We start from the raw sequence: 25,428 nt of genomic DNA, 5'->3' as shown, positions 1-25,428 counted from the left end.
GCGGCGCTACCAGTTGGCGGGTTTGTGAATCGTGTCTGTCGCGGTGACGACCGGATCGGGCAGTTGCGAACCGGCCAGCAGATGCACACGCGGTTCGATCCGGAAATCCGCCAGTGCCTTCAGCTCGATGCTGCCACGCGGTCGGGGCGGGACCAGCCCGATCACTGTGCCGCAGTCCTGCTTCGCGATACGAATCGGGGTCAGCAGGTCGGAATCATTCGAGACGATGACCGCACAATCGCAATGGCCGCGATAGGCGTCCCGCAGCAGATGTGCCGCAAGGTTGACGTCCGATCCCTTCTCTTCGCTCTTGTAGGTCCATGCCCTCATCGGCTGCCCCGTCGGGTCGAGCCGGAGGACCGGTTGTCCGCCCGAGCGTCGATAGCGGCCCGTGTCGGGATCGGTTTCGACGAGCACCTGATTGACCACCGAACTCATGAAGGTGCCGAGATGCACTTCGACACGCGCCAGCGATCGCAGCGCCTGAAGATAGGCGAACTGGCGGGTCGGCTGGTCGGGATCCTGCGGGCGGGCATCGACCTGCGCGGTGAAATAATGGATTTTCGTGACGCTGTTGCGCGGCAGAAGCTGGTCGCACCAACGCTCCAGATCGAGCCATTTGTACGGCGTGCCCTTCAGCAGCCCGTAATAGAGGTTGAACCCGTCGATATAGACGTGGGTGTTCAAGGCATCCGCCCTACAAAGAGCAACGGCGGGCTTTTGGCCCGCCGTGCGCCCGACGGCCGAAGCCATCGGGGGAGTTATGTTTCAGGTATACCGGAAACATGCGAATTTCAACACCCCCCTACTCCCCGAACGTCCGCGGCGCCGGGCTGACCGTTACCGCCCCCCCGGTGCGCACCTCCTGCACCTCCAGCGCGCGTTCGGCCACGCCGTCGCGCCCGAAGCGGAATGCGCCGTCCAGCCCCGCAAAGCCGTCCTCTGCGCGCAGGCGGCTTTCGGGGAAGTCGCGCCCGACCGGCCAGTCGCGCGCGATGCGGATCGTCAGCAGCACCGAATCATACCCCAGGCTGGCGAGGCGATAGGGCGCGGCGTTGAAGCGCGCGCGGTACTTGGTCGCGAACTGGCGGTAGAGGGTGTTCGACACGCTGGCATACCACGCACCGTTCAGCGCGGGCATCGACCCGAGCCCCGTCTCGGTGTTCCACAATTCGGTGCCGAGCAGCTTCGCGCCCTTGCTCGCCCCCCGCCGGATCGCGGGAACGGCCAGCGCGGCGGTGCCCGCCTGGTCGGCGATCAGCACCGCCTCATAGGGCGAGGTGCGCGACAGGCGGGTGACGGCGGCGGCGATCTGCCCCTGCCCCCGGTCATAGGTCTGGAGCGACACGACCTGCCCGCCCGCCTGTTCGACCGCACGCAGGAAGCTGGTCGAGGCACGCTGGCCATAGACGCCCGCGGGCACCAGCCCGGCGAAACGGCTGATGCCGCTGCTACGGGCATATTCCACCACCCGCTCGATCGACTGGGCCGGGGTATAGCCGAGCAGATAGGTGCCGTTCCCCGCGACCGACACGTCGTTGGAATAGCTGACGACCGGCACCTTCGCGTCGCGGGCGATCGGCGCGACGGCGCGCACGTCGTCGGCCAGCAGGGGGCCGAGGATCAGGCGGTTGCCTTCCGCGATGGCGCGGCTGGCGGCGGCGGCGGCGCCGAGCGCGGTGTCATAGGTGGTGATGCGCACCCGCTCGCTGCGCGAATCGAGCAACGCCAGCTGCGTCGCATTGGCGATCGAGCGCCCGACCCCGCCGTTGGGGCCGGTCATCGGCACCAGCAGTGCGACGCGGTGGCGCTGGGTATCCGCCGGGATGCCCCCGGTGATCGGATCGGGCCGGGTCGGCTGCGGGCGGGTGACGGGCGGCGGCGCCTGTTCCACCGGCCCCCGCGGCACGATGCCGCTGCAGGCGGACAGGAGTGCCGCGCCGAGCACGGCGATCCCGCGCGCGAGGTGGTGACGCCATTGCGGGCGGGCGGTCGTGTCTGCCATGGAATATCCTGATGACCGAAAAACTTGCCCCCGGCCTCTACATCGTCGCGACCCCGATCGGCAATCTCACAGACCTGTCGCCGCGCGCCGCCGATATCCTGTCGCGCGCCGACGTGATCGCGGTGGAGGACAGCCGGGTGACGGCGGGGCTGCTGCGCCATATCGGGGTCAGGCGGCCGATGATCCCGTATCACGATCACAATGCGGAAGGGATGCGGCCGGGCCTGATCGCGCGGATGGCGTCGGAAGCGGTGGCGCTGGTGTCGGACGCGGGCACGCCGCTGATCTCCGATCCGGGCTACAAGCTGGTGCGCGACGCGCGCGGGGCGGGCCATGCGGTGGTGACGATTCCGGGGCCGTGCGCGGCGGTGGCGGCGCTGACGCTGGCGGGCCTGCCGACCGACCGCTTCCTGTTCGCCGGATTCCTGCCGCCCAAGGCGCATGCCCGCGCCGAGGCGATCGCCGAGATCGCCGCGGTGCGCGCCACGCTGGTGTTCTACGAGAGCGGGCCGCGCCTTGCCGCCACCCTCGCCGCACTGGCCGAGGGGCTGGGCGACCGCGAGGCGGGCGTCGCGCGCGAGATCACCAAGCGGTTCGAGGAATGCGTGACCGACACGCTGTCGGCGCTGGCCGCGCGCTATGCCGATGCGCCGCCCAAGGGCGAGATCGTGATCGTCGTCGCCCCTCCCGGTGCGCCACCGCCCGCGACGCAAGAGGACGGCGAGGCGGCGCTGCGCGAGGCGCTGACCCGGCTGCCCGCGTCGAAGGCGGCGGGGGAAGTGGCCAAGGCGCTGGGGCTGGACCGCAAGGAACTCTACGCGCGGGCGCTGGCGATGAAGGGCGAATGAGGCGACCACGCTCCACCGCGTCGCGCATCGCCGCCGATGCCGCCGGACGGCAGGGCGAGCGCATCGCCGCATGGTGGCTGCGGCTGAAGGGCTGGGAGATCGTCGCGCGCCGGGTCAAGACCAGGGTCGGCGAGGTGGACCTGATCGCGCGGCGTCCGGGTCTGGTGGCGTTCGTCGAGGTGAAGCTGCGGCAGGGCGTAGCCGATCTGGACGTGGCGATCGACGAGCGGCGGCTGGCGCGGGTGGCGGCGGCGGCCGAGGTTCTGGCCCCGGCCTATGCGGCGGGCGGCGAGGACGTGCGGATCGACGTGATCCTGATCGCGCGGCGGGTGCCGCTCCGGCATATCGAGAATGCGTGGGTGGGGTATTAGCACTCGCTCTCTCAGACTAAACTGACGTTCGCCTAGCCTTTTTACGCAGGCATGCCTTCAATCCATCTGCTAGACCCGCAGGCACTGAAGCATCCTCTGCAATTTCTTTAATTTTTTCATAGTCATGCACTATAACAGGAGAGCCTTGCCTTTCGATCTCCTTCAATTTTTTTTTGGTACCATGCCCGATAACACCAGAAGTAGTAATCAGAACCTTGTCGGACCTACCACCGTACGCCTCTTCGTTTCGAGCAGCCGCCTCATTTAGGTTGTCGACATCACGGCGCGGCAAATTCCGCTGCTGCCGATAGAACTTTGCCTCTACCGTCAAAATGTTACCGGTTACTACGTTTCTATAAACCCCGTCATCTCCACCTTGATTGCTCGCACCGCGAATCTTTACCAAGTCAGGGTCTAGCTCGACAATTTCGCGTGCTAGCTGCTCAAAATCCGAATCAGTGGGATCGAAATCAGGATCGTATCTAGACATTATGCCACTTTCACATCGTAATAGCGGTAGAATTTGATTGCCAAAATATAGGTTAACGGGCGATTTGGGGAGGGTCGCAAGCAAATGCAATGATAAACCAAGTTGTGCGTCGTCTGCTCTCACCCGAACCCCGGCACCTCCGGCGGAATCGCGGCGTTGCGCCAGCGTTCCACCGGGATCGCCTGTATCCCCGCTTCCGTCTTGACCCGTTCGATCAGCGTCGCGCCCTGCTGCACCGTGCCGCCGATCGTCGCGCGGGTGCGGACCCAATAGTGGTTCGACTGGAAGCCGGTGCCCGCGGGCACGGTCACGTCCTCGCGCGCAAGGTCTTCCTTCGACAGATAGCCCTGCCGGTTGCGCACCGCGAGCAGGCGCGGGACCTTGTCCGGCTCGAACAGCACGCCCAGCAGTTCGGGCGTCGCCGCGTTGAGGTTGACCGGCGTGTCGCCGGGCAGCGCCGTCACCATCCGCGCCAGCAGCGCCGCCTTGTCGGGCGGCAGGAACGCACCCAGCGGGCGCAGGTCCTGCACCGGCCCCCGCTCGCGGATCAGCGCGATCGCCGCCACCCCCTGTTCGTCGGTGAGGCCCGCCGCGCGGGCGATGCGCAGGAACACCAGCTGCGGGATCGGGTCCTCGCCGCGCCGCACCGAATTGACGTTGAACCGCCCCTGCGCATCGGCGAGCGCGAGGTCGAACCGCCCGCCCTCGATCGCGATGCCGTCCTCGGCCAGCGCGCCCCAGGGTTCGCCGGGATAGTCGGCCTCGGGCGCGATGCGTGCGTCGCGTTGCAGCGCGACCAGCGCCGACAGCTCGCCGCCGCGCACCACCGCCAGCGCCCGCGCCGCCTCCCGCGCGCGGATCGAGCGGTCGAGCGCCAGTTCCTCGCGGTTGATCATCAGCAGGACGAGCCCGCTGGCGATGGCGACGAACATCAGCACGTTGACGAGGATCATGCCGCCCTCGCGCTCGGGCGTCGCGGGCCTCACGATGCCTGCGCCGGTTGCGGCAGCGCCACGACGCGGCGCAGCAGCCCGCCGCCGGGGCCGGTGAGTTCCAGCTCCACCGCCACCGCGCGCGGCCAGCCGGTGGCGCGATCCGGCGCGGGCGGCCATGCGGGCAGCCAGCTGCCGTCGAAATAGCGCCAGCGCGCGCCCGCCACCCCGTCCAGCACCAGTTGCGCCCGCCCGTCGACGTCGCGCAGCAGCCGTCCGCCCTCGACGCGATAGGCGACGGTCAGCGCCGGTCCGCCGAACCCCGGTGCGGCGCGCCGGAACCGCAGCCGCGCGCCGTCGCCCGCCAGCGGCCCCGGCGCGATCTGGTCGAGGTCGCTGGCGATCACCACCATCGCCCGCTGCATGTCCGCCACCCGGTCCAGCCGCGCCTCGGTCCGCCCGTCGACGCCGATCACGCTGTCGACCAGCGCGAGGCCCGCCACCGCGATCAGCGCGAACAGGCCGAGCGAGATCATCAGTTCGAGCAGGGTGAAGCCGGATTGGGGGGGTGGGCACATGTCCCGGTGAACAGCGGCGTACCCCCGCGCAGGTGGGGGCCCAGGGTCCGGTGGAACGACGGTCGGCGACTGCGCCCCTGCCCCCCCGCCTGCGCGGGGGTACGATCTGGCTGGGTCGGCGGATTCAGCCATGCGCCCGGACCTGCCCGCCGTTCCGATCATGCCCCGCGGCTCTCGGCCACCTTCTCATATTGCCCGGCCTTCGCCACCAGGATCGCGAAGTCGCGGGCGCAGCTGCCGTCCGAGCGGAAGCGCAACGGGCCGGTGGTGCAATCGAACCCCGCCTCGCGCAGCACCCCCTCGCGGGTCGCGGCGTCGCTTTCCCGCAAGGCCCGCGCGATGAAGGCGGCGTCGTGGCCAAGCGCGGCGATCGCCCCCGGCCGCCCGCCGTTGCGCGCGGCAAAGGCGGTGGCGAAGGTCGCGAAGCGTTCGGGATCGGGGCTGGCGATCCACGCCCCCTCCAGCGCGGCCATCGCCTCCGGGCGATAGTCGAGCGCCTGCATCGTCGCCAGCAACTGCACGCCCGCCGCGCGCGCCCCCTGCGCCGCCGCGAGCGTCGCGGCGCTGCCGCCGGGCACGAACAGCGCATCGGCCTGGATCACGCCGGGGAGCGCCCGCAAGACCTGCACCGACAGGCCGAGGTCGCCTTCCGCCGCCCTGGCCGCAGCGGCGCAACCGCTGCTCCACGCGCCGGCGTCGTCGAGCACCAGCACCCGGCGCACCCCGCGCGACCGGGCATAGCCGAGCAACGCCTGCGTCGCCTGTCCCGGCGTGATGCCGAGCACGAACGCCCCCTGCCCGCGCGCGCCTGCATCGTTGGTCAGCGCCAGCACCGGCACGCGCGCGCCCACCGCCTGCGCCACCGCGCGCGTCTCCGCGGCGGTCAGCGGGCCGAGCAGCAGCCTCGCCCCCGCCTGCACCGCGCCTTGCGCCGCGCGCACCGCCCCTGCGGGCGTGCCGCCGGTGTCGAGGATCCGAAGCGCCGCCACATCCGTTTCCGCAAGCGTCGCCGCATCGGCTATGCTACGGCCCAGCGCGCTCCGCTCGCCGGTGAGCGGCACCAGCAACGCGGCCATGCCCTTCGCCCGGCGGGCCGCCCACAGGGGGGACGAACCGCATGCCGCCGACGCCAGCAGCAGCCCTTGCCCCAGCAGCCGCAGGGCCGCACGTCGCGATTGCATCGCCGAGTCCTTCGAGATTGCAGGCACGGCGGCGTAGTATCGCCTTCGCCGCGCTCGGCATAGCCTCGTTCGCGGTGGCGATGGTGGCGACGCTGCCCGCCAGCCTGATCGTGCGCAACGTCGCGTGGCGCAGCGGCGTGGGCGGCACCATCTGGCACGGCGAGGTCGGGATCGCGGGCGGGAGCCGCCTCGAATGGCGTTTCGCGCCCTTGCGCAGCCTCACCAGCCTCGGCTTCGCGGTGGACTGGACCGCCACGGGTCCGGACACCGATCTCGGCGGACAGGCGATCGCCTACCCCGGCGGCGTGCGGCTCGACCGGGTGGCGGGATCGGCCGACGCCTCGCTGCTCCAGGCATTGCAGCCGGACCTGCCCTTCACCTGCGACGCGGTGATGCAGATCGACGTGCCGAAGCTGTCGAGCGTCGACGGCGGCGCCTTTGCCGAGGGGCGCGTCGCGATCGAGCCGGGCACCTGCGCGACGCGGCCGGGCAATGTCGCCGCCGCCACCCCCGCTATGCTGCTGACCGCCGAGCATATCGGGCAGGAGACGCGCATCCGGCTGGTGCCCGAGGCGCAGCGGCGGCGCACGCTGATGGACGCGACGCTGCGCGAGAACGGCACGCTGTCGTTCCAGATGACCGGCGACGGCGCGGCGACGCTGCCGTTCACGGGCCTGCCCGCGGGGGCGAAGGTCGAAGGGACGTTCTGAGGGCGCATCTTCATCTCCCCCCGTTCGTGTCGAGCGTAGTCGAGACACCATGCACAGCGCCTGCGCCACGTCCCCCGACGTCGCTCGGGACGAACGGAGGGTAGCGGTGGCTGCTCAGTCGTCCGGCGGCAGGTCGTCGGGCCAGTAATCGGGTTCCTCGTCGGCCCCTTCCCCGACCGCCCGTGGCAACGCCGGGCGACGACCGTCGAAGGCGAGCCGGATCGCCGCCCCTGCCGGTGTCGGCTGCTGGAAGATCGCGTGGCATTCCCGCCCGCTACGCAGCATCGGCGCGATCCACGCCGCGCGGTCGGCGGTGAGATAGCCGATCTGCACGCCCCGCGCGCTCAGCACCATCACCGCATTGGGGTCCACGGGGTTGCGCGGCTCGGGCGCCAGCGTCACCGGCTCGCCCGGACGGCACAGCAATATCTCGAAGCGGCGGTTGCCGCGACCGCTGCGATTGGGGTGATCGGCCCCGACGACGTGCAGGCTGAGTTCGCGCATGGAACGCAACATGGGTCGGCGGCGTATCCCGAGCAACAGCGGGGCGACGCATATGATCGCCCGTAGACAGGGGCCTCGTCACACCATGCCGCAGCATAGCGCCGGAATCCTCCTCTATCGCCGAAAGCCGACCCCCGCCGTGCTGCTCGTCCACCCCGGCGGCCCGTTCTGGGCGCGGCGACAGGTCGGCGCGTGGCAGATCCCCAAGGGCCATGTCGAACCGGACGAAGCGGTCGAGGACGCCGCCCGGCGCGAGGTGGCGGAGGAACTGGGCGTGACGGTCGCCGGGCCGCTCGCACCGCTGGGCATGGTCAGGCAGGCGGGCGGCAAGTCGGTGTCCGCCTTCGCCGCCGAACAGGATGTCGATACCGGGCGGATCGTCAGCACGACGTTCGAGATCGAATGGCCGCCCCGCAGCGGGCGCAGGCGCGCATTTCCCGAAGTCGACGCCGCGCGCTGGATGCCCGTCGCGGAGGCGCGCACGATGATGCTGAAGAGCCAGTTGCCGCTGCTCGACCGGATCGCACCGCTGCTGGGGGGATGAAGGCAGGGGATGAAACCATCCTGTCCGTCATTCCCGCCTTCGCGGGAATGACGACAACCAGGTGCGCGGCGGTACGCTCCGCCGGAAGGACGGAGGGTCAGAGCTGGCGGACCGCCACCGTCTCCTCGCCCGCGCGCGTCAGGCGGTTGCGCAGCGGCAGGGTGAACGGGGCCGCCGCGATCTCGAACACATCGCCTTCCTGCGTGCCGATCCCGTCGGAGAAGGACAGCGTCGCCGTGCCGAAGAAATGGACATGGATGTCGCCCGGACGGCGGAACAGCGCATATTTGAAGTGATGATGCTCGAGATTGGCGAGGCTGTGCGACATGTTCGCCTCCCCCGACAGGAACGGCTTTTCCCAGATCGTCTCGCCGCCCCGCACGATGCGGCTGGTCCCCTCGACATGCTCGGGCGGGGTGCCGACCAGCAGTTCGGGGCCGAGCGATGCCTGGCGCAGCTTGCTGTGCGCGAGCCACAGATAATTGTGCCGCTCGGTCACATGGTCCGAGAATTCGTTGGCGAGGGTGAGGCCGATGCGGTGCGGCGTGCCGTCGGGACCGATCAGGTAGATGCCCGCCAGTTCCGGCTCCTCGCCGCCGTCCTTGGCGAAATGCGGCATGGCGAAGTCGCCGCCGGGGGCGACCAGCTGGCTGCCGTCGCCCTTGTAGAACCATTCGGGCTGCTGGCCGACCTGCCCTTCCGCCGGCTTGCCGCCCGCGACCCCTTCGAGGAACATGCGCATCGAATCGGTCTGGGTCGCGGCCTCGGCGGCGGCACGGTGCATCTTGTCACGCCCCTCGGCGGAACCGAGGTGGGTGAGGCCGGTGCCGGTCATCACGACATGCGCCGGGTCTTCGTGGTCGATCGGCGATCCGATCTGCCCGGCGTCGAACAGCACGGGCAGATCGACCGCCTCACCCTGCCCCGCGGCGGCGATCGCATCGGCAAGGCCGTGGCCGCCCTCGATCGCGGCGAGCGCGAGGTCGCGGACGCTCGCGAAGCCGGGGACGATGTGCGCACCACCATCGGTGGCGGCGATGACGGCGCGCGTGGGGGCCACGCGCTGCAACAGGCGGAGAGTCATGTCGGCAGTTCCTTCAGGCGAAAGCGTCGGTGTCGGCGACCGGATCGGCGATGGGGTTGGTCACTTTCGACCCCCAGACCGCGTAGAAGACGATGTAGAGCTCGCACACCGCGGTCAGCAGGAACGAGTTCTGGAGGCCGTAGTGATCGGCCAGCCAGCCCTGCACCGCGACCAGCGCACCGCCTGCGATCGCCATGATGAGCAGCCCCGATCCTTCCTCGGTCAGCGGCCCCAGCCCCTTGATGCCCAGCGTGAAGATCGTCGGGAACATGATCGAATGGAACAGCCCGACGAGGATCAGCGACCACATGGCGAGCGGCCCGGTGGCGAATACCGTCACCATCATCGTGACGAACGCACCGACGGCGAACACGGCCAGCACGGTTTCGGCCGCCACCTTCTGCATGATCGCGGAACCGACGAAGCGGCCGACCATCATGCCGCCCCACAGCAACGTCAGATAGCGTCCGGCCTGTTCGGTGGTCATGTTGCCGATTTCGGGCAGGGTGACGAAGTTCACGAACAGGTTGCCGACCCCGATCTCGGCGATCAGGTAGATGAAGATCGCGCCGACCCCGAACACCAGGTTGCGGTGGCGGAGCAGCGAATGATTCTGGCGTTCCGCCTTCGCCACGCGCGCGGTGGCGGCGCCCATGGCGGGCAGCGGGAAGCGGGCGATGACGATCGCCAGCACCAGCAACACGACCGCGACCAGCGCATAGGGCAGGATCACCGACTGGGCATCGGCCAGCCGCTCGGCCTGGGTCAGCACCGTGCCCGCCTCCGCCGTGCCGCCCTTCGATCGGCCGAGGATCAGATAGGCACCGAACAGCGGCGCGAGCATCGTGCCCGCCGAGTTCATCGCCTGCACTAGATTGAGCCGCGACGATGCGGTTTCGGCCGGGCCGATCACCGCGACATAGGGGTTGGCCGCGACCTGGAGCAGGGTGATGCCACTGGCGATCACGAACAGCATGAACAGCGTGACGCCGTAGGACGGCAGGCTGGCCGCCAGCGTCATGCCGAGCGATCCCGCCGCCATGACGAGCAGCCCCGTCACCAGCGACTTCTGGTAGCCGATCCGCTCGATCAGCTTGGCGGAGGGGATGGAGGCGAAGAAATAGGCGATGAACCACACCGATTCGATCAGCGCCGCCTGGAAATAGCTCAGCTCGAACACGCTGCGCAGGTGCGGCAGCAGCGTGCCGTTGATGACGGTGATGAACCCCCACATGAAGAACAGGCTGGCGAGCAGCACCAGCGCGGAGGTGTAGTTGGCGGACGGCGCCGCGCCGCCGGGCTGCGGCCGGGCGGACGAAATCGGTGCGGGCATATTCTTGGCACTCCCCTCGCATTTCGGGCCGGGCCGACGGTTGGCTCGTCACATCCGCTTGCCCAAATCGTTATTGTCTGACTATATGCCGAAACAAGCCGCGTCAACGGCCACGCGGGAGGGGAGAGCAAGCGATGTACCACTGGGGTCTGGCAGCGGCGGCTGCCGCGCTGACGATCACGTCGGCCCATGCCGCCGATGCGAAGCGCGAGGCCGCCGGGCGGCTGAAGAACGGGACCGCCGTGGAGGCGATCACCCTGTCGAACGGCAGGGGCGTGTCGGCGCGCATCCTGACCTATGGCGCGACGCTGCAATCGCTGATCGCGCCCGACCGCAACGGCAGGCGCGCCGACATCGTGCTCGGCTACGACGATGTCGCGAGCTACGAATCGCGCCCCAATTATTTCGGGGTGACGGTCGGCCGCTATGCCAACCGCATCGCCGGGGGCCGCTTCACGATCGACCGGCGGGCGTATCAGCTGACGCAGAACGACAAGACCAATTCGCTCCACGGCGGCACCGCCGGGTTCGACAAGCGGATGTGGCGCGTCGCCGAGGTGAAGTCGGGGCCGGTCGCTTCGGTGAAGCTGACGCTGACCAGCCCGGACGGCGACCAGGGCTATCCCGGCACGCTGACGGTCGCAGTGACCTATTCGCTCGACGACAAGGGCGACCTGACGATCGCGTTCGATGCGGCGACGGACAAGCCGACGATCGTCAACATGACCAACCACGCGATCTTCAACCTTGCGGGCGAAGGCGCGCCGGGCGGCACGGTGCAGCACCGGCTGACCGTACCCGCAGGCAGCTATACCCCGGTCGACGCGCGGCTGATCCCGACCGGCGAGCTGCGCCCGGTGGTGAACACCGTGTTCGATTTCCGGAAGGCCCGGCTGATCGCCGACGGCATCCGCGACGGGCGCGACGAACAGATCCGGCTGGGTCAGGGCTATGACCACAATTTCGTGCTCGACAAGGGCCCGAGCGATACCCCCGAGCTGGCCGCGCGGCTGGAGGACGCCGCGACCGGGCGCGTGCTGGAGGTGCTGTCCACCGAACCGGGCCTCCAGTTCTATACCGGCAACTTCCTTGACGGCACCTATGTCGGCAAGCAGGGGCATCTGTATCGCATGGGCGACGGCATCGCGCTGGAACCGCAGAAATTTCCCGATTCGCCCAACCAGCCGAACTTCGGCTCGCCGGAGGTGCGGCCGGGCACGCCGTATCGCCACGTCATGATCTATCGCCTCTCCACGACCCGCTGATCCGAAGGCCGCAACCGATGACCGACACCCCCGCCCTGCGCAGCCGCGCGTGGTTCGACAATCCCGACAATATCGACATGACCGCGCTCTATATCGAGCGGTATCTGAACTTCGGCCTCAGCCAGGAGGAACTCCAGTCGGGCAAGCCGATCATCGGCATCGCCCAGACCGGCAGCGACCTGTCACCCTGCAACCGCCACCACCTCGTGCTGGCCGAGCGGTTGCGCGAGGGTATCCGCGAGGCGGGCGGCATCGTGCTCGAATTCCCGGTCCATCCGATCCAGGAGACGGGCAAGCGCCCGACCGCCGGGCTCGACCGCAACCTCGCCTATCTGGGGCTGGTCGAGGTGCTCTACGGCTATCCGCTTGACGGGGTGGTGCTGACGATCGGCTGCGACAAGACGACGCCTGCGTGCCTGATGGCGGCGGCGACCGTGAACATCCCGGCGATCGCGCTGTCGGTCGGGCCGATGCTCAACGGCTGGCACAAGGGCGAGCGCACCGGTTCGGGCACCATCGTGTGGAAGGCGCGCCAGATGCTGGCGGCGGGCGAGATCGACAACAAGGAATTCATCCGCCTCGTGTCGTCGTCGGCACCCTCGACCGGCTATTGCAACACCATGGGCACGGCGACGACGATGAACTCGCTGGCCGAGGCGCTCGGCATGCAGCTGCCCGGATCGGCGGCGATCCCCGCGCCGTATCGCGACCGGCAGGAAATCGCCTACCGCACGGGCTTGCGCATCGTCGAGATGGTGCGCGAGGATCTGAAGCCCTCCGACATCCTCACCCGGGATGCGTTCCACAACGCGATCAAGGTCAATTCGGCGATCGGCGGTTCGACCAACGCGCCGATCCACCTCGCGGCGCTCGCCCGGCACATCGGCGTCGACCTGCCGATCGAGGACTGGCAGGAACAGGGGCACAAGGTGCCGCTGCTGGTGAACCTGCAACCGGCGGGCGAATATCTCGGCGAGGATTATTACCGCGCGGGCGGCGTGCCCGCCGTCGTCAACCAGCTGATGGGCGCGGGGCTGATCGCGGAAGGCGCGCTGACCGTCAACGGCAAGTCGATCGGCGAGAATTGCCGTGACGCGACGATCGAGGACGAGAAGGTCATCCGCCCGTTCGACCAGCCGCTGAAGGAAGACGCCGGGTTCATCGTGCTCAAGGGCAATCTGTTCGACGCGGCGGTGATGAAGACCAGCGTGATCGGGCCGGAATTCCGCACCCGCTATCTCTCCAACCCCGACGACCCGGAAGCGTTCGAGGGGCCGGCGGTCGTGTTCGACGGGCCGGAGGACTATCACCACCGCATCGACGATCCGGCGCTCGGCATCACGCCCGAGACGCTGATGTTCATGCGCGGCGCGGGGCCGATCGGCTATCCCGGTGCGGCGGAAGTCGTGAACATGCGCCCGCCCGCCTATCTCATCACGGAAGGCGTCCATGCACTGCCGTGCATCGGCGACGGGCGGCAGTCGGGCACGTCGGGTAGCCCCTCGATCCTGAACGCTTCCCCGGAAGCGGCGGCGGGCGGCGGCCTCGCCCTGCTGCGCACCGGCGACCGGGTGCGGATCGATCTGGGCAAGGGCCGCGCCGACGTGCTGCTGTCCGACGACGAACTGGCGGAGCGTCGCCGCGCGCTGGAGGCGGAGGGCGGCTATCGCTACCCCGCGTCGCAGACGCCGTGGCAGGCGATCCAGCGCTCGGTGGTCGGCCAGATGGCGACCGGCGCGATCCTCGAAGGCGCGGAGGAATTCCAGCGCATCGCCCAGACGCAGGGACTGCCGCGCGACAACCACTGACGCGCGACCGGTCGGGGAGAGGGAAACGGCGCGGCCTGCCAAGGGTCGCGCCGTTTCGCGTTGCAGGGAGCGAGCGCGGCACTATCCGCACCCCGGCGGAGGCCGGGGTCCAGTGGGGGAACATCCGCGCTTCCTTCGATGCGCTTCGCAACTGGGCCCCGGCCTTCGCCGGGGCACGGGCTTGTCCTTGACGGTCGCGACCCACACCACCCTATGGACCCCGCGCCCGCCACGGTCGTTCCCCTGTCACAACGACAGGAGCACTCCATGGCCGACGCCACCGCCGCCGAACTGGCCGACACCATCGACGACGCGATGCTCGCCAAGACGCGGCCCCCGGTGGGAGCGATGCTGCTGCTCGGCATCGCGGCGGGGGCGCAGATCGGTTTCGGCGCGATCGGCTATCTGATCGCGCAGGCGGCGGGCACGCCAGGCGGGGCGCTGCAACTGCTGTCCGGCGTCGCCTTTTCGGTCGGGCTGATGCTGGTGATGGTGACGGGTACGCAATTGTTCACCGGCAACACGATGCTGGTGCTGCCCGCCGCGCAGGAGCGACTGGGTATCGGCGAGACGCTGCGCGACTGGGCCGTGGTGTGGGTCGCCAATCTGGTCGGCAGCATCGCGATCGCCGCGCTGTTCGTCGCATCGGGCGCGACGCAGGCGATCGACGGCGCGGTCGGCGAGGCGGCGCTGAAGACCGCAGCGACCAAGCTCGGCAAGGACGGGGGCGCGCTGCTCGCCTCGGGCGTACTGGCCAACATGCTGGTGTGCCTGGCGGTATGGATGGCGACCGGGGCCAAATCGATCGGCGGCAAGATCGTGGCGGTCATCGGCCCGGTCACGCTGTTCGTGGCCGCCGGATTCGAGCATTCGGTGGCGAACATGACGCTGCTGCCGATCGCGGCGCTGCTCGATCCGGCGGCGGTGCCGATCGGCGGACTGGCGTACAACCTGCTACTGGCGACGGCAGGCAACATCCTCGGCGGCAGTGCGGTCGCGATCGTTCTCGCGGCGGGCCACGCCAAAGTCTGATCCGGCAACGCCGGATCAGCGCGGCACCGGCCCGCTCCCCCACCCGGCCACCCGCACGGTATCCTCGATGGGTGGCCGGGTGGGGGAGCGGGCCGGTGCCGCATCCGCGCAAGCGGATCGGACTCCAAGCGCACGCAAGGCGCACAAAAATGAAAGAGGCCGCCGGGGTCTCTCGACACCCGGCGACCTCAAGCATGGTCAGCGGCCGGAAGCTCCAGCCCGGGAGACCATGCGAGCCGCGTCAGCAAGGCCATGCGTTGTCTGGGGGAGGATACCCCCCGCACGGCCCGATAGGCTTAGCGGCGCGTCTCCCGAACGAACTGAACCGACCCCATTGCTGAACCATGAGACATCGGATCACCTCCTTTCGCTAGTTAAAGCCGTTACGCCCCGAACGGTGGCGCACTCGCAATGTGTGCCATCCGATCTTTGCGTACAAGACTTGAATTACGCGCGCGTTGCGCCGACAATCCCCGCCCTGCCGCCGGGGCGGCACGATCGCACCACGGTGCGGATCGCATCGTCGCCGGGCAACCGGGCGACCGGCCCCTCCCCGCTGCCCACGCCGATCGATTTCGCGCGCACCAGCGCGTCGAGGAACGTCTGCCCGGTGGTCACTGCCGCCTCCGACCGGCCGTCGATACGGTCGGCGGGAAAGGTCGCGGCGGCGTCCGCCACATAGAGGCGGATGCTGTCGCCCGCATGCGGCGTCACGAACACGATTCGCCGCGCGCGCGGATCGCAGCGCACGGCGAAGACCGCCTGTCCGTTCGATTCGTACAGCGCCGCGCTGCCCGCCGCCGATGCCTGGAACCGCCATGCACCCGCCAGCGGCGCCGCGCCGTCCAGTTCGGGCGTGGGCAACTCGCCGGGACGCAGCGCCCGCGGCGAGGGTGTCGGGCGCGGCGTGGCGACCGGGGTCGGGCTGGGCGCAGGCGCGGGATCGGGTGCCTGTGAACAGGCGGCGACGAACAGCGCAAGGGCAAGCGCGCGGCGCGGCATCAGCGGCGGCAATCCTCGGTCACGCGCAGGATTTCGGCCCAGGCGGGCAAGACCAGCCGACCGACGCCCGCACCCTCGACCACGAAGCGCCCGCGGCTGAACCCGATCGCGTCGAGCAGCCGGTCGTCCGCACCGAGCGTCAGCGCGACGCCGCCGGGGGCGGGCTGGACGGGCACACTCCGCTGGGTGCTCGACGTACGGATCGTGAGCGTGCCCGGGGCCGGGCGACTGCTCGCGAGGGTCAGCGTCACCCGGCGGCTACCCGTGTCGCAGGCGAGTGTCGCGACCGGCACGCCCCCCCGCGCGCCATAGGTCGCGACCGATCCGGTGCCGAGCCCGCGATACTGCCAGTCGCCCGGCGTCAACGGCCAGTCGCGCCAGTCGCCGACGGCGGGCGGCACCGTGGCGACCGGCGGCGTCGGCCGCGGCGCACGCTCGATGGGGTCGGGCGCGGCGGCGGGCGGTGCGGCGGGCGGCACGCATCCGGCGAGGAGGAGGATCGGGGCGAACTGCAACAGGCTACGCATGGCCCGATCTTATGGGCCATGCTTGCCGGTGCCTCAACCGCCTAGGGCAAGGTCGTCGTGGTGGTGATGCGGTCCACCGCGCCATCCAGCCAGCCGCCATCGTCGCGATAGAGCTGGAAGGTGTTGGTATAGCCCCACGCGCAACTCTGGATGCCTGCCGATGCCCATGCGGTGCTGACGATCGGATAATAGCGCGCCCGCTGCTCCGCGCTGCGCCCTTCCCATGCGCCATATTCGCCGACGAACGGCACGCGCCCGGTGCGCGCGACATAGGCCGTCACCTTGGCGATCGCCGCGTCGAGCTGAGTCAGATCCTGCCGGTCGCCGTACATCTCCTTGACCTTCGGGGTCAGCCAGTCGGCCTTGTCCAGTCCGAAATTGGGCGGGTCATAGAAGTGGAAGGTCGGCACGACATAGGGGTCGTCGGGAAACGGGCTGGCCAACATCGCGTCCAGCCCGGCCCAGTCCGGCCCGTCGATCACCACCGGGCGGGTGGGGTTGCTCGCCCGCACCGCCTTCAGCGCAGGCGTGACGACCGCCAGCAGGTTGGCGGCGGTCAGCTTGCCGTGCGGTTCGTTGATGAGCTCGAAATAGACGCTGGGCGGCGCGTCGCGGAATGCCTCCGCCACCTGTCGCCACAGCGCGGCGAAGCGCGGGGCATGGCCCGCCGGATCGTCGAACAGTTCCTCGTAATGATGCAGGTCGACGATCACCGCGATCCCGTTCGCGGTCGCCAGGTCGACGATGTGGCGGACACGCTGCATGAAGGCGCGGTCGATGCGATAGGGCGGTTTCTCGCCCGCATGCGCCGAGAAGCGCACCGGCAGGCGCAGGCCGGTGAAGCCCTTCGCCTTGATCCGCGTCATGTCGTCGTCGCGGAACGCGCGGCCCCATGCGGTTTCGGTCGGCGCTTCGAGCATGTTCGACAGGTTGATGCACTTGCCGAGCCGCAGCGCCGCTCCGGTGCGCGGCACGGCGGCGGGCGCGGGGGAATAGCGCGGCTTCTGCTGGGCGGCGGCGTTGGTGACCAGCGTCAGCGCGACGCAGGCGGCGATGATGTGGCGCATGGACTCCCCCTCCGGCATTTTCGCCGGAGGGTGGCGCGGGTGGTTGCGATTGTCCAGCGCTGTCGGGATGCCCCTCGCTACGCCGATATTCCACGAAATGCATTTAATCTGCCCCCCTCCCTGGAAGGGAGGGGCGCAACGCCGACCCGCCCTACCGCCGCCGTCCGCCCGCGCCCGCCATGCGCATCGCCTTCTGCTTGCCGTAGCGGGTCTTGCGCGTCCCCGGCTTGCCTTCGTTCGAGCGGCCCATGATCGGCGCCTTGTGCTCGGCGGCGGGCAGGCCCAGTTCCTCGCTCTCCAGCGCGCGGATTTCGTCGCGCAACCGCCCCGCCGTCTCGAACTCGAGATTGGCCGCCGCCTCGCGCATCTGCTTCTCGAGGCTTTCGATGTACGAACGCAGATTGTGGCCGACCATGTGCGGGCGATCCTCGTCGATCTCCACCGTCACCTGATCGCGCGAGGCGACGTCGGCGATGATGTCGCCGATCTGGCGCTTGATCGTCGTGGGCGTGATGCCGTGCGCCTCGTTGTACGCGCGCTGCTTCTCGCGCCGGCGGTCGGTTTCGGCGATGGCGCGTTCCATGCTGCCGGTGATGCGGTCGGCATAGAGGATCACCCGCCCGTCGACGTTGCGCGCCGCGCGCCCGATCGTCTGGATCAGCGACGTTTCGGAGCGCAGGAACCCTTCCTTGTCGGCGTCGAGGATGGCGACCAGCCCGCATTCGGGAATGTCCAGCCCCTCGCGCAACAGGTTGATTCCGACCAACACGTCATACACCCCCATGCGCAGGTCGCGGATCAGCTCGATGCGCTCCAGCGTCTCGACGTCGCTGTGCATGTAGCGGACCTTGAGCCCCGCCTCGTGCATGAACTCGGTCAGATCCTCGGCCATGCGCTTGGTGAGGGTGGTGACGAGCGTGCGATAGCCGTTCTTCGCCGTCTCCTTCGCCTCGTGGATCAGGTCGTCGACCTGTTCCTCGACGGGCCGGATCGTGATCGGAGGGTCGATGAGGCCGGTCGGGCGGATGACCTGTTCGCTGAACACGCCGCCGGTCTGCTCCATCTCCCACGACCCGGGCGTCGCCGAGACGCAGACGGTCTGCGGGCGCATCGCGTCCCATTCGTTGAAGCGCAGCGGCCGGTTGTCGATCGCCGAGGGCAGGCGGAAGCCGTATTCGGCCAGCGTGATCTTGCGACGGTGGTCGCCACGCGACATGCCGTTGATCTGGCCGATCGTCTGGTGGCTCTCGTCGACGAACAGCAGCGCATTCTCGGGCAGATACTCGAACAGCGTCGGCGGCGGTTCGCCGGGCAGGCGACCGGTCAGGAAGCGGCTGTAATTCTCGATCCCCGCGCAGCTGCCCGTGGCGGCGATCATCTCGAGATCGAAATTGGTGCGCTGCTCCAGCCGCTGCGCCTCCAGCAGCTTGCCCTCGCCGACCAGTTCCTTCAGCCGCTCGGCCAGCTCATGCTTGATCGCCTCCGCCGCCTGCTTCAACGTCGGGCCGGGCGTCACATAGTGCGAATTCGCATAGACGCGGATCGAGTTGAGGTTCGCGATCTTCTTGCCGGTCAGCGGATCGAACTCGGTGATCTCCTCGATATCGTCGCCGAAGAAGGTGATGCGCCACGCGCTATCCTCATAGTGCGACGGGAACAGCTCAAGGCTGTCGCCGCGCACGCGGAAGTTGCCGCGCTGGAACGCGGCGTCGTTGCGCTTGTATTGCAGCGCGACCAGCTTGCGCACGATCTCGCGCTGGTCGACCACATCGCCCTTCTTCAGGTCGAAGATCATCGCCGAATAGGTTTCGACCGAACCGATGCCGTAGAGGCACGACACCGACGCGACGATGATGACGTCGTCGCGCTCCAGCAGCGACCGCGTCGCGGAGTGCCGCATCCGGTCGATCGCCTCGTTGGTCGAGCTTTCCTTCTCGATATAGGTGTCCGAGCGCGGGACGTACGCCTCGGGCTGGTAGTAATCGTAATAGCTGACGAAATATTCGACGGCATTGTCGGGAAAGAACGACTTCATCTCGCCGTACAGCTGCGCCGCGAGGATCTTGTTGGGTGCCAGGATCAGCGCGGGGCGTTGCAGCTCCTCGATCGTCTTGGCCATGGTGAAGGTCTTGCCCGATCCGGTGACGCCCAGCAGCACCTGATCGCGCTCGCCCGCCCTTGCCGCCGCCACCAGTTCGGCGATCGCGGTCGGCTGGTCGCCTGCGGGCTGGTAGTCGGACTTGATGACGAAGCGCTTGCCCGCGTCCACCTTCTCGGGCCGCGCGGGCCGGTGGGGGATGAAGCTCTGCCCGGTTTCGGGTTCGGACAGGTTGGTGCGGATCTGGATCGCCATGGGCGGAATATGGGTCACGGGGAACGGATCGGCAACGGTGGCCCAGCCGGAATAGCAACCTTACCACTGCGTACCCCCGCGCAGGCGGGGGGCCAGAGCCCGATACGCAGGTGGTTCGATCCGGCCCTGGACCCCCGCCTGCGCGGGGGGTACGGTATGACTTGCGGCTACGCCGTCATTCGCCCTTCGACGTCAGCGGCGGGGTCTGCTGGTGCTGCACCACCGTCCACACCTCATGCTCGACCCGGCGATAGGTGGAGGTGCAGTACGCCAGATACGCCTCGCCGCCCTTGTGCGCCTCCGCCTTGTAGGCGACGACGATCAGCCCTTCCTGCGGGCGCGCGACCTGCCGGTCGGTCAGCGACACCTGGTCCCAGCGCGGCGTGTCCTTCACCGCGTCGATCGCCTGGGCACCCGTGAACACGAACGGCGGGGCGGGCAGCACCATCAGGCATGCGTCGTCGATCGACTCCTCGTAATGGGCCGCATCGGCGGTCCACAGGCTTTCCTCGAAGCGCCAGATGCGGTCGTCGTCCATGGTCCAAATTCTCCGGTGATTGCCGCGACCCAGCGTATGGACAGGCGCAAGGGTTCCGCGCGCGGTCCATCGCGGACGAACGCACGGCCGCGACTCCGCTTGCCGAGAGCGTTCTAGCCAAATAGGACAGTCCGATGTTCTGGCGTCGCTCCAACCGTACCGATCCCTCCGGCGGCGATCCCTATCCGCCGGGCGACAGGATCGCGCCGGGCGAGGTCGGGCGACTGTCGCGCCCGCTGACCGGCGAGGCGGCGGAACGGCGGCGGCGGCTGGACGAATCGATCCGCGCCTATCGCGACGATCCCGCCGACCGGCGGCAACGGATCGATTCGTTCGACGATGCGCTGTCGGCGTTCGACCGCAGCGTCGCCGATCAGGTCGCGCCCGCCGCCGCACCCGCCCTGCGTCGCCGCCGCCCGCTGCGCTGGTATCTGCGCTGGGCGATGCGCGGGTTCGGCGTGCTGATCGTGCTGCTGGTGATCGCGATCGCGTGGCTGGCGTTCACCGCGCCGCTGTCCAAGTCGCTGGAGCCGCCCGCCCCGCCGTCGATCACGCTGCTGTCGGCGGAGGGGAAACCGATCGCCGAGCGCGGCGCCAACATCGGCAAGCCGGTCGACGCGACCAAACTCCCCGCGCATGTCACCGAAGCGTTCATGGCGATCGAGGACCGCCGCTTCCGCACCCATTGGGGCGTCGATCCGCGCGGCATCGCCCGCGCACTGTGGACCAACACCGCGGCGGGCGGCGTGCGACAGGGGGCGAGCACGATCACGCAACAGCTCGCCAAGAACGCCTTCCTCGATTCGGACCGGACCGCGACGCGCAAGCTGCGCGAGGTGATGATCGCCTTCTGGCTGGAGGCGTGGCTGACCAAGGACGAAATCCTGTCGCGCTACCTGTCCAACGCCTATTTCGGCGACAACGCCTATGGCCTCGACGCCGCCGCGCACCATTATTTCAGCCGCGCGCCCAAGGATCTGACCGTGGGACAGGCGGCGATGCTCGCGGGCCTCGTCAAGGCACCGTCGCGCCTTGCCCCCACCGCCAATCTGAAGGGCGCGCGCGCGCGGCAGGCGGTGGTCGTCGGCGCGATGCAGGCGGCGGGCTATCTGACGCCGCGCGAGGCGGACCGGGTGAAGCCCGCGGTGCTGCGCGTGACCGACAATTCGACGCTGCCTTCGGGCACCTATTTCGCCGACTGGGTGCTGCCGCAGGCACGCGACCGCGAGGGCGGCATCGGCACGGATCGCAAGGTCACGACCACGCTGGAAGTGAAGATGCAGCGCGCCGCCGAACGCGCGGTGCGCGGCGCGGGGCTGAAACAGACGCAGGTCGCGATCGTCGCGATGCGCCCCGACGGTCGGGTCATCGCGATGGTCGGCGGCAAGGATTACCGCGCCAGCCCGTTCAACCGCGCGGTACAGGCGCGGCGGCAGCCGGGATCGACCTTCAAGCTGTTCGTCTACCTGGCGGCACTGCGCTCGGGCCTCGACCCCGACAGCGAGGTGCTCGACGAGCCGGTGACGATCGGCGACTGGAAGCCCAAGAACAGCGACGGGCGCTATCTGGGCGCGATCACCCTCACCCGCGCGTTCCAGCGCTCCAGCAACGTCGCCGCCGCGCGGCTGACCAAGGAGGTGGGGGTCAAGAACGTGATCCGCGCCGCGCGCGACCTCGGCATCTCGACGCCGATCGCGAACGAGGCGTCGATCGCGCTCGGCACCTCCACCGTCTCGCTGCTCGAACTCACCAGCGCCTATGCCGCGATCGCCGCCGGGGAAGCGCCGGTGGTGCCGCGCGGCCTTGCCGAGGCGCAGGAGCCGACATGGCTCGACCGGCTGCGCTCGTCGCGCAAGGCGCTCGGGCGGCATGAGCTGGAGGGGATGCGCACGCTGCTGGCGGCATCGATCCGGCAGGGCACCGGCATCGCCGCCAACCTGCCGGTCGACGCCTTCGGCAAGACCGGCACGACGCAGGACAATCGCGATGCGCTGTTCATCGGCTATGCCGGGGGGATCGTGACCGGGGTGTGGCTGGGCAACGACGACAACACGCCCAATCCGGGGCTGGCCGGGGGCGGGCTGCCCGCGCGCATCTGGCGCGACTTCATGCGCCAGGCGCTCGACCTGCGCGCGCCGGAGCCGGTGGTGGCCGAGCCCGAGCCGATCGACAATGCGATCGACGCGGTGCAGGAGGCGCTGGGCATCCCCGACGAGGGGCCGGTGACGATCGAGGGGCCGGGGGTCGACGTGACGCTCGACCGCGACGGACAGGTCCGTTTCAACCCCCGCGAACCGCGACGGCGCGAGGACGACGGCCCGCCCGACGCGCGCCGCGGACCGCCGCTGGACGACCGGCGCGGACCGGGCCGCGAACCGCCGGTGGACGAAGACGAGCAATAGGCCGGTCCGTCGTTCCCGCGCAGGCGGGAATCCATAGACGCGACGTTCGCGCTTCAAGACCCGCCACCTGCGCGTATGGATTCCCGCCTGCGCGGGAATGACGAAGAAGTCATGGTACGACGACCGTCGCACCGTTCCAGCACAGGCGGACAGGAAGCCGTTGACCCCCGCCCCGCACGGTCGCAAGGCATCGGCCATGCGCTTCTTCTCCGACAATGCCGCCCCCGCCCATCCCGCCGTGCTCGACGCGATCGTCGCCGCGAACGGGCAGGATACCGCCTATGACGGCGATGCGCTGAGCCGGAAACTCGATGCGGCGTTCGGCGACCTGTTCGGCTGCGAGGTCGCGGTGCTGTGGGTACCCTCGGGCACCGCCGCCAACTGCATCGCGCTGGCGACGATGTGCCCGCCGCACGGCGGCATCATCTGCCACGCGCATGCGCATATCCAGAACGACGAGGGCGGCGCGCCGGAATTCTACACGCACGGCGCCAAGCTGATGCTGCTCGACGGCGAGCACGCCAAGCTGACGCCGGGAGCGATCACCGATTTCCTCGCGACCGTCCGCGACGACGTGCATCAGGTGCAGCCGCACGTCGTTTCGATCACCCAGGCGACCGAGGCGGGCTGCGTCTACGCGCCGGACGAGGTAGCGGCGATCGGCGAAGTCGCCCGCGCGCGCGGCCTCGGGCTGCACATGGACGGCGCGCGCTTCGCCAATGCGGTCGCGCATCTCGGCTGCCACCCGTCCGAGGTGACATGGCGCGCTGGGGTCGATGCGCTGAGCTTCGGCTGCATCAAGAACGGCGGCATGTCGGCGGAGGCGCTGGTGTATTTCCGCGCCGACCTCGCGAAGGTCGCCAGGTACCGCCGCAAGCGCGCCGGGCTGCTGGCGTCGAAGGGCCGGTTCCTCGCCGCGCAGCTGCTGGCGATGATCGAGGGCGACCTGTGGCTCGCCAACGCCCGCACCGCCAATGCCGGGGCGGCGCTGCTGGCGGAAGCAGCGGGCGAGCGGCTGGTGCATCCGGTACAGGCGAACGAGGTGTTCGTCGCACTGACCGCGCAAGAGGCCGCCGCCCTGCGCGCACAGGGGTTCGACTTCTACGACTGGGGCGTCGGGCAGGCCCGGCTGGTGGTGGCGTGGGATCAGGGGACGGACGTCGTCCGCCCGCTTGCCGCGGCGATCGCGGCGCTGTGACCGCGCCCCCGCCCCGCTCGGCGACGCCCGCCGTCCTGATCCCCTTCGCGATCGTCACGCTGATCTGGGGATCGACGTGGATCGTCATCCGCGACCAGCTGGGGCTGGTCCCCGCCTCCTGGTCGGTGACGTACCGCTTCGTGATCGCAGGGATGACCATGCTGGCATGGGCGGCGCTGCGCGGCGACCGCATCGCGCTCGACCGGCGCGGCTGGCTGTTCGCCGCCGGGCTGGGGCTGACGCAGTTCTGCCTGAACTTCAATTTCGTCTATCGCGCCGAACTGCACATCACCTCCGGCCTCGTCGCGCTGATGTACGCGCTGCTGGTGGTGCCCAATGCGCTGCTCGCCCGCCTCTTCCTCGGTCAGCGGATGGGGCGGCAGTTGCTGGTCGGATCGGGCATCGCCCTCGCCGGGGTCGCGCTGCTGTTCCTGCACGAGGCGCGCAGCCACCCCGAGAACGGCGGCGTGGTGCTGCTGGGGCTGGCGATCTCGCTCGCGGGCGTGCTGTCGGCGTCGGTCGCGAACGTCATGCAGGCAACGCCCACCGCGCGCGCCTATCCAATGGTCCCGGTGCTGGGCATCGCGATGCTGATCGGCGCCGCGATCGATGCCGCCTATGCCGGGGCGACGGTCGGGCCGCCGGTGTTCGACTGGCGCTGGAGCTATTTCGCGGGGCTGCTCTACCTCGGCATCGTCGCGTCGGCGGTGGCGTTCACCCTGTATTTCGGGCTGATCCGCGCGATCGGCCCGGCGAAGGCGGCCTATAACGGCGTGGTCGTGCCGGTGATCGCGATGCTGCTGTCCACGGTCTTCGAGGGCTATCGCTGGTCGCTGCTGGCAGGCGCGGGCGCGGCGCTGGCGCTGGCCGGGCTGGTCGTGGCGCTCAGGGCGCGCAGGCCGAACCGGTAGTCGGGGAACGCCGGAACCCAGCCGAGCACCCGCTTCGCCCGGCCGTTCGCGACCCGGCGGTTCTCGGCGTAAAAGGCCCGCGCCATCGGGCTGAGCGATTCGAGCGGCACGAACGGCGGCGGGGGCAGCCCCAGCAACGCCGCGGCATAGGCGACGACATCGTTCTGCGGCGCGGGGCAATCGTCGGCGAGGTTATAGGCACCGGCGGGCGCGCGCAGCCCGCGCGCCACCCCTTCGGCGATATCGGCGACATGGATGCGGCTGAACACTTGTCCGGGCGAATGGACCCGGTGCGCCTGCCCCTCGCGGACGCGCTCCAGCGGCGATCGGCCGGGGCCGTAGATGCCGGGCAGGCGGAACACCCGCGCGCCCCGCGCCAGCCATGCGCGGTCGGCCTCGTTGCGACTGGCGCGACGCCCGGTCAGCGGTGCGCTCTCGTCCACCCAGCCGCCGCCCGCATCGCCGTACACGCCGGTCGAGGACAGATAGGCGAGCGTCCGCCCGTCCAGCAGGTCGCCGTAGGCGTCGAGCACCGGATCGCCGTCGCGCTCCGGCGGCACCGTCGAGAGGATCGCGGTCGCCGCGCGCGCCTCGAACGCCACCCGGTCGCGGTCGGCAAAGGCGATGCTGCCGCCGCGCCCGTCGCGGGTGGTGCCGACGACGCGCCAGCCGTGCGGGGTCAGGCGATCGGCGACGGCGCGGGCGCTGTAGCCCAGGCCGAAGATCAGCAGGCGCATTCTGGTCC

At 69.5% G+C, this 25,428-nt stretch carries 25 protein-coding genes; 10 read left to right on the top strand and 15 right to left on the bottom strand.

The genetic code is table 11. The features are described 5' to 3' along the window. Positions 1–6 precede the first annotated feature (6 nt). On the bottom strand, positions 7–687 hold the full coding sequence (locus ABLE43_RS06160; protein WP_348977598.1) for an NYN domain-containing protein: 681 nt from the start codon (positions 685–687) through the stop codon (positions 7–9). A gap of 118 nt (positions 688–805) precedes the next feature. Continuing rightward, complete coding sequence (locus ABLE43_RS06155) at positions 806–2,005, bottom strand: penicillin-binding protein activator (RefSeq protein WP_348977597.1); 1,200 nt, start codon at positions 2,003–2,005, stop codon at positions 806–808. Positions 2,006–2,016: 11 nt separating this feature from the next. On the opposite strand from ABLE43_RS06155, the gene rsmI reads away from it, so the two are divergent. Both rsmI and ABLE43_RS06145 read left to right on the top strand, forming a co-directional pair. Next, positions 2,017–2,853: a 16S rRNA (cytidine(1402)-2'-O)-methyltransferase gene (gene rsmI / locus ABLE43_RS06150; protein ID WP_348977596.1), complete on the top strand. Its 837-nt coding sequence runs from the start codon at positions 2,017–2,019 to the stop codon at positions 2,851–2,853. After that, entirely contained in the window at positions 2,850–3,224 is a 375-nt protein-coding gene (locus ABLE43_RS06145) for a YraN family protein (protein WP_348977595.1), read from the top strand. The genes rsmI and ABLE43_RS06145 overlap by 4 nt, the downstream gene beginning before the upstream one ends. Before the next feature lie 16 nt (positions 3,225–3,240). Here the strand turns inward: ABLE43_RS06145 and ABLE43_RS06140 are convergent, their stop codons facing one another. From ABLE43_RS06140 to ABLE43_RS06125, 4 genes are all read right to left on the bottom strand, one after another. Continuing rightward, positions 3,241–3,714, bottom strand: coding sequence for a restriction endonuclease (locus tag ABLE43_RS06140; RefSeq protein ID WP_348977594.1), 474 nt, complete (start codon positions 3,712–3,714; stop codon positions 3,241–3,243). 119 nt (positions 3,715–3,833) lie between these two features. Continuing rightward, positions 3,834–4,700, bottom strand: a complete 867-nt coding sequence (locus ABLE43_RS06135) for a type II secretion system minor pseudopilin (protein ID WP_348977593.1) — start codon at positions 4,698–4,700, stop codon at positions 3,834–3,836. Continuing rightward, a complete protein-coding gene (locus ABLE43_RS06130; RefSeq protein ID WP_348977592.1) occupies positions 4,697–5,224 on the bottom strand; it encodes a type II secretion system protein GspJ in 528 nt (175 codons plus the stop codon). The genes ABLE43_RS06135 and ABLE43_RS06130 overlap by 4 nt, the downstream gene beginning before the upstream one ends. Positions 5,225–5,382: 158 nt before the next feature. Next, positions 5,383–6,405: a type 1 periplasmic-binding domain-containing protein gene (locus tag ABLE43_RS06125; protein ID WP_348977591.1), complete on the bottom strand. Its 1,023-nt coding sequence runs from the start codon at positions 6,403–6,405 to the stop codon at positions 5,383–5,385. 17 nt (positions 6,406–6,422) lie between these two features. Here ABLE43_RS06125 and gspN point away from each other — a divergent pair, with 17 nt between their 5' ends. Beyond that, positions 6,423–7,115, top strand: coding sequence for a type II secretion system protein N (gspN, locus tag ABLE43_RS06120; RefSeq protein ID WP_348977590.1), 693 nt, complete (start codon positions 6,423–6,425; stop codon positions 7,113–7,115). Positions 7,116–7,229: 114 nt separating this feature from the next. Here gspN and ABLE43_RS06115 read toward each other — a convergent pair whose 3' ends face one another. Then, positions 7,230–7,619: an HIRAN domain-containing protein gene (locus ABLE43_RS06115; protein WP_348977589.1), complete on the bottom strand. Its 390-nt coding sequence runs from the start codon at positions 7,617–7,619 to the stop codon at positions 7,230–7,232. A gap of 10 nt (positions 7,620–7,629) precedes the next feature. On the opposite strand from ABLE43_RS06115, the gene ABLE43_RS06110 reads away from it, so the two are divergent. Continuing rightward, positions 7,630–8,163, top strand: a complete 534-nt coding sequence (locus ABLE43_RS06110) for an NUDIX hydrolase (RefSeq protein ID WP_348977588.1) — start codon at positions 7,630–7,632, stop codon at positions 8,161–8,163. 97 nt (positions 8,164–8,260) lie between these two features. Here the strand turns inward: ABLE43_RS06110 and araD1 are convergent, their stop codons facing one another. Together araD1 and ABLE43_RS06100 are read right to left on the bottom strand one after the other, a co-directional pair. Next, positions 8,261–9,247, bottom strand: coding sequence for an AraD1 family protein (gene araD1 / locus ABLE43_RS06105; RefSeq protein WP_348977587.1), 987 nt, complete (start codon positions 9,245–9,247; stop codon positions 8,261–8,263). Between the two features lie 13 nt (positions 9,248–9,260). Then, a complete protein-coding gene (locus ABLE43_RS06100) occupies positions 9,261–10,580 on the bottom strand; it encodes a sugar MFS transporter (RefSeq protein ID WP_348977586.1) in 1,320 nt (439 codons plus the stop codon). A gap of 134 nt (positions 10,581–10,714) precedes the next feature. Here ABLE43_RS06100 and ABLE43_RS06095 point away from each other — a divergent pair, with 134 nt between their 5' ends. The 3 genes from ABLE43_RS06095 to ABLE43_RS06085 all read left to right on the top strand — a co-directional run bounded on the left by ABLE43_RS06095 (position 10,715) and on the right by ABLE43_RS06085 (position 14,685). Beyond that, positions 10,715–11,845, top strand: coding sequence for an aldose epimerase family protein (locus tag ABLE43_RS06095; RefSeq protein ID WP_348977585.1), 1,131 nt, complete (start codon positions 10,715–10,717; stop codon positions 11,843–11,845). A gap of 17 nt (positions 11,846–11,862) precedes the next feature. Next, positions 11,863–13,653: an IlvD/Edd family dehydratase gene (locus tag ABLE43_RS06090; protein WP_348977584.1), complete on the top strand. Its 1,791-nt coding sequence runs from the start codon at positions 11,863–11,865 to the stop codon at positions 13,651–13,653. A gap of 267 nt (positions 13,654–13,920) precedes the next feature. Next, positions 13,921–14,685 (top strand): formate/nitrite transporter family protein, encoded by a 765-nt coding sequence (locus tag ABLE43_RS06085; RefSeq protein WP_348977583.1) that lies wholly within the window; start codon positions 13,921–13,923, stop codon positions 14,683–14,685. 447 nt (positions 14,686–15,132) lie between these two features. Here ABLE43_RS06085 and ABLE43_RS06080 read toward each other — a convergent pair whose 3' ends face one another. From ABLE43_RS06080 to ABLE43_RS06060, 5 genes are all read right to left on the bottom strand, one after another. Then, the gene (locus ABLE43_RS06080; RefSeq protein WP_348977582.1) at positions 15,133–15,687 is read right to left on the bottom strand and encodes a hypothetical protein; all 555 of its coding nucleotides are present in this window, start codon (positions 15,685–15,687) and stop codon (positions 15,133–15,135) included. After that, a complete protein-coding gene (locus ABLE43_RS06075; RefSeq protein ID WP_348977581.1) occupies positions 15,687–16,214 on the bottom strand; it encodes a hypothetical protein in 528 nt (175 codons plus the stop codon). The genes ABLE43_RS06080 and ABLE43_RS06075 overlap by 1 nt, the downstream gene beginning before the upstream one ends. Positions 16,215–16,255: 41 nt before the next feature. Next, positions 16,256–17,281, bottom strand: a complete 1,026-nt coding sequence (locus tag ABLE43_RS06070; protein ID WP_348977580.1) for a glycoside hydrolase family 5 protein — start codon at positions 17,279–17,281, stop codon at positions 16,256–16,258. A gap of 151 nt (positions 17,282–17,432) precedes the next feature. Further along, entirely contained in the window at positions 17,433–19,634 is a 2,202-nt protein-coding gene (uvrB, locus tag ABLE43_RS06065; RefSeq protein WP_348977579.1) for an excinuclease ABC subunit UvrB, read from the bottom strand. 175 nt (positions 19,635–19,809) lie between these two features. Continuing rightward, on the bottom strand, positions 19,810–20,172 hold the full coding sequence (locus ABLE43_RS06060; RefSeq protein ID WP_348977578.1) for a DUF4440 domain-containing protein: 363 nt from the start codon (positions 20,170–20,172) through the stop codon (positions 19,810–19,812). 134 nt (positions 20,173–20,306) lie between these two features. Here ABLE43_RS06060 and ABLE43_RS06055 point away from each other — a divergent pair, with 134 nt between their 5' ends. The 3 genes from ABLE43_RS06055 to ABLE43_RS06045 all read left to right on the top strand — a co-directional run bounded on the left by ABLE43_RS06055 (position 20,307) and on the right by ABLE43_RS06045 (position 24,683). Continuing rightward, complete coding sequence (locus tag ABLE43_RS06055) at positions 20,307–22,574, top strand: transglycosylase domain-containing protein (RefSeq protein ID WP_348977577.1); 2,268 nt, start codon at positions 20,307–20,309, stop codon at positions 22,572–22,574. A 196-nt stretch (positions 22,575–22,770) separates the two neighbouring features. After that, complete coding sequence (locus ABLE43_RS06050; RefSeq protein ID WP_348977699.1) at positions 22,771–23,772, top strand: threonine aldolase family protein; 1,002 nt, start codon at positions 22,771–22,773, stop codon at positions 23,770–23,772. Further along, positions 23,769–24,683, top strand: coding sequence for a DMT family transporter (locus ABLE43_RS06045; RefSeq protein ID WP_348977576.1), 915 nt, complete (start codon positions 23,769–23,771; stop codon positions 24,681–24,683). Before ABLE43_RS06050 ends, ABLE43_RS06045 begins: the two co-directional genes overlap by 4 nt. On the opposite strand, the gene ABLE43_RS06040 is transcribed toward ABLE43_RS06045, so the two are convergent. Next, positions 24,593–25,420: a Rossmann-fold NAD(P)-binding domain-containing protein gene (locus ABLE43_RS06040; protein ID WP_348977575.1), complete on the bottom strand. Its 828-nt coding sequence runs from the start codon at positions 25,418–25,420 to the stop codon at positions 24,593–24,595. The two genes, ABLE43_RS06045 and ABLE43_RS06040, sit on opposite strands and share 91 nt — an antisense overlap. Between the last annotated feature and the right edge of the window lie 8 nt (positions 25,421–25,428).

It is taken from the genome of Sphingomonas silueang (assembly GCF_040049155.1).
Taxonomy (GTDB): domain Bacteria; phylum Pseudomonadota; class Alphaproteobacteria; order Sphingomonadales; family Sphingomonadaceae; genus Sphingomonas; species Sphingomonas silueang.
The sequence above is the reverse complement of the archived record's forward strand: the minus strand, read 5'-3'. Positions and strand labels throughout refer to the sequence as shown.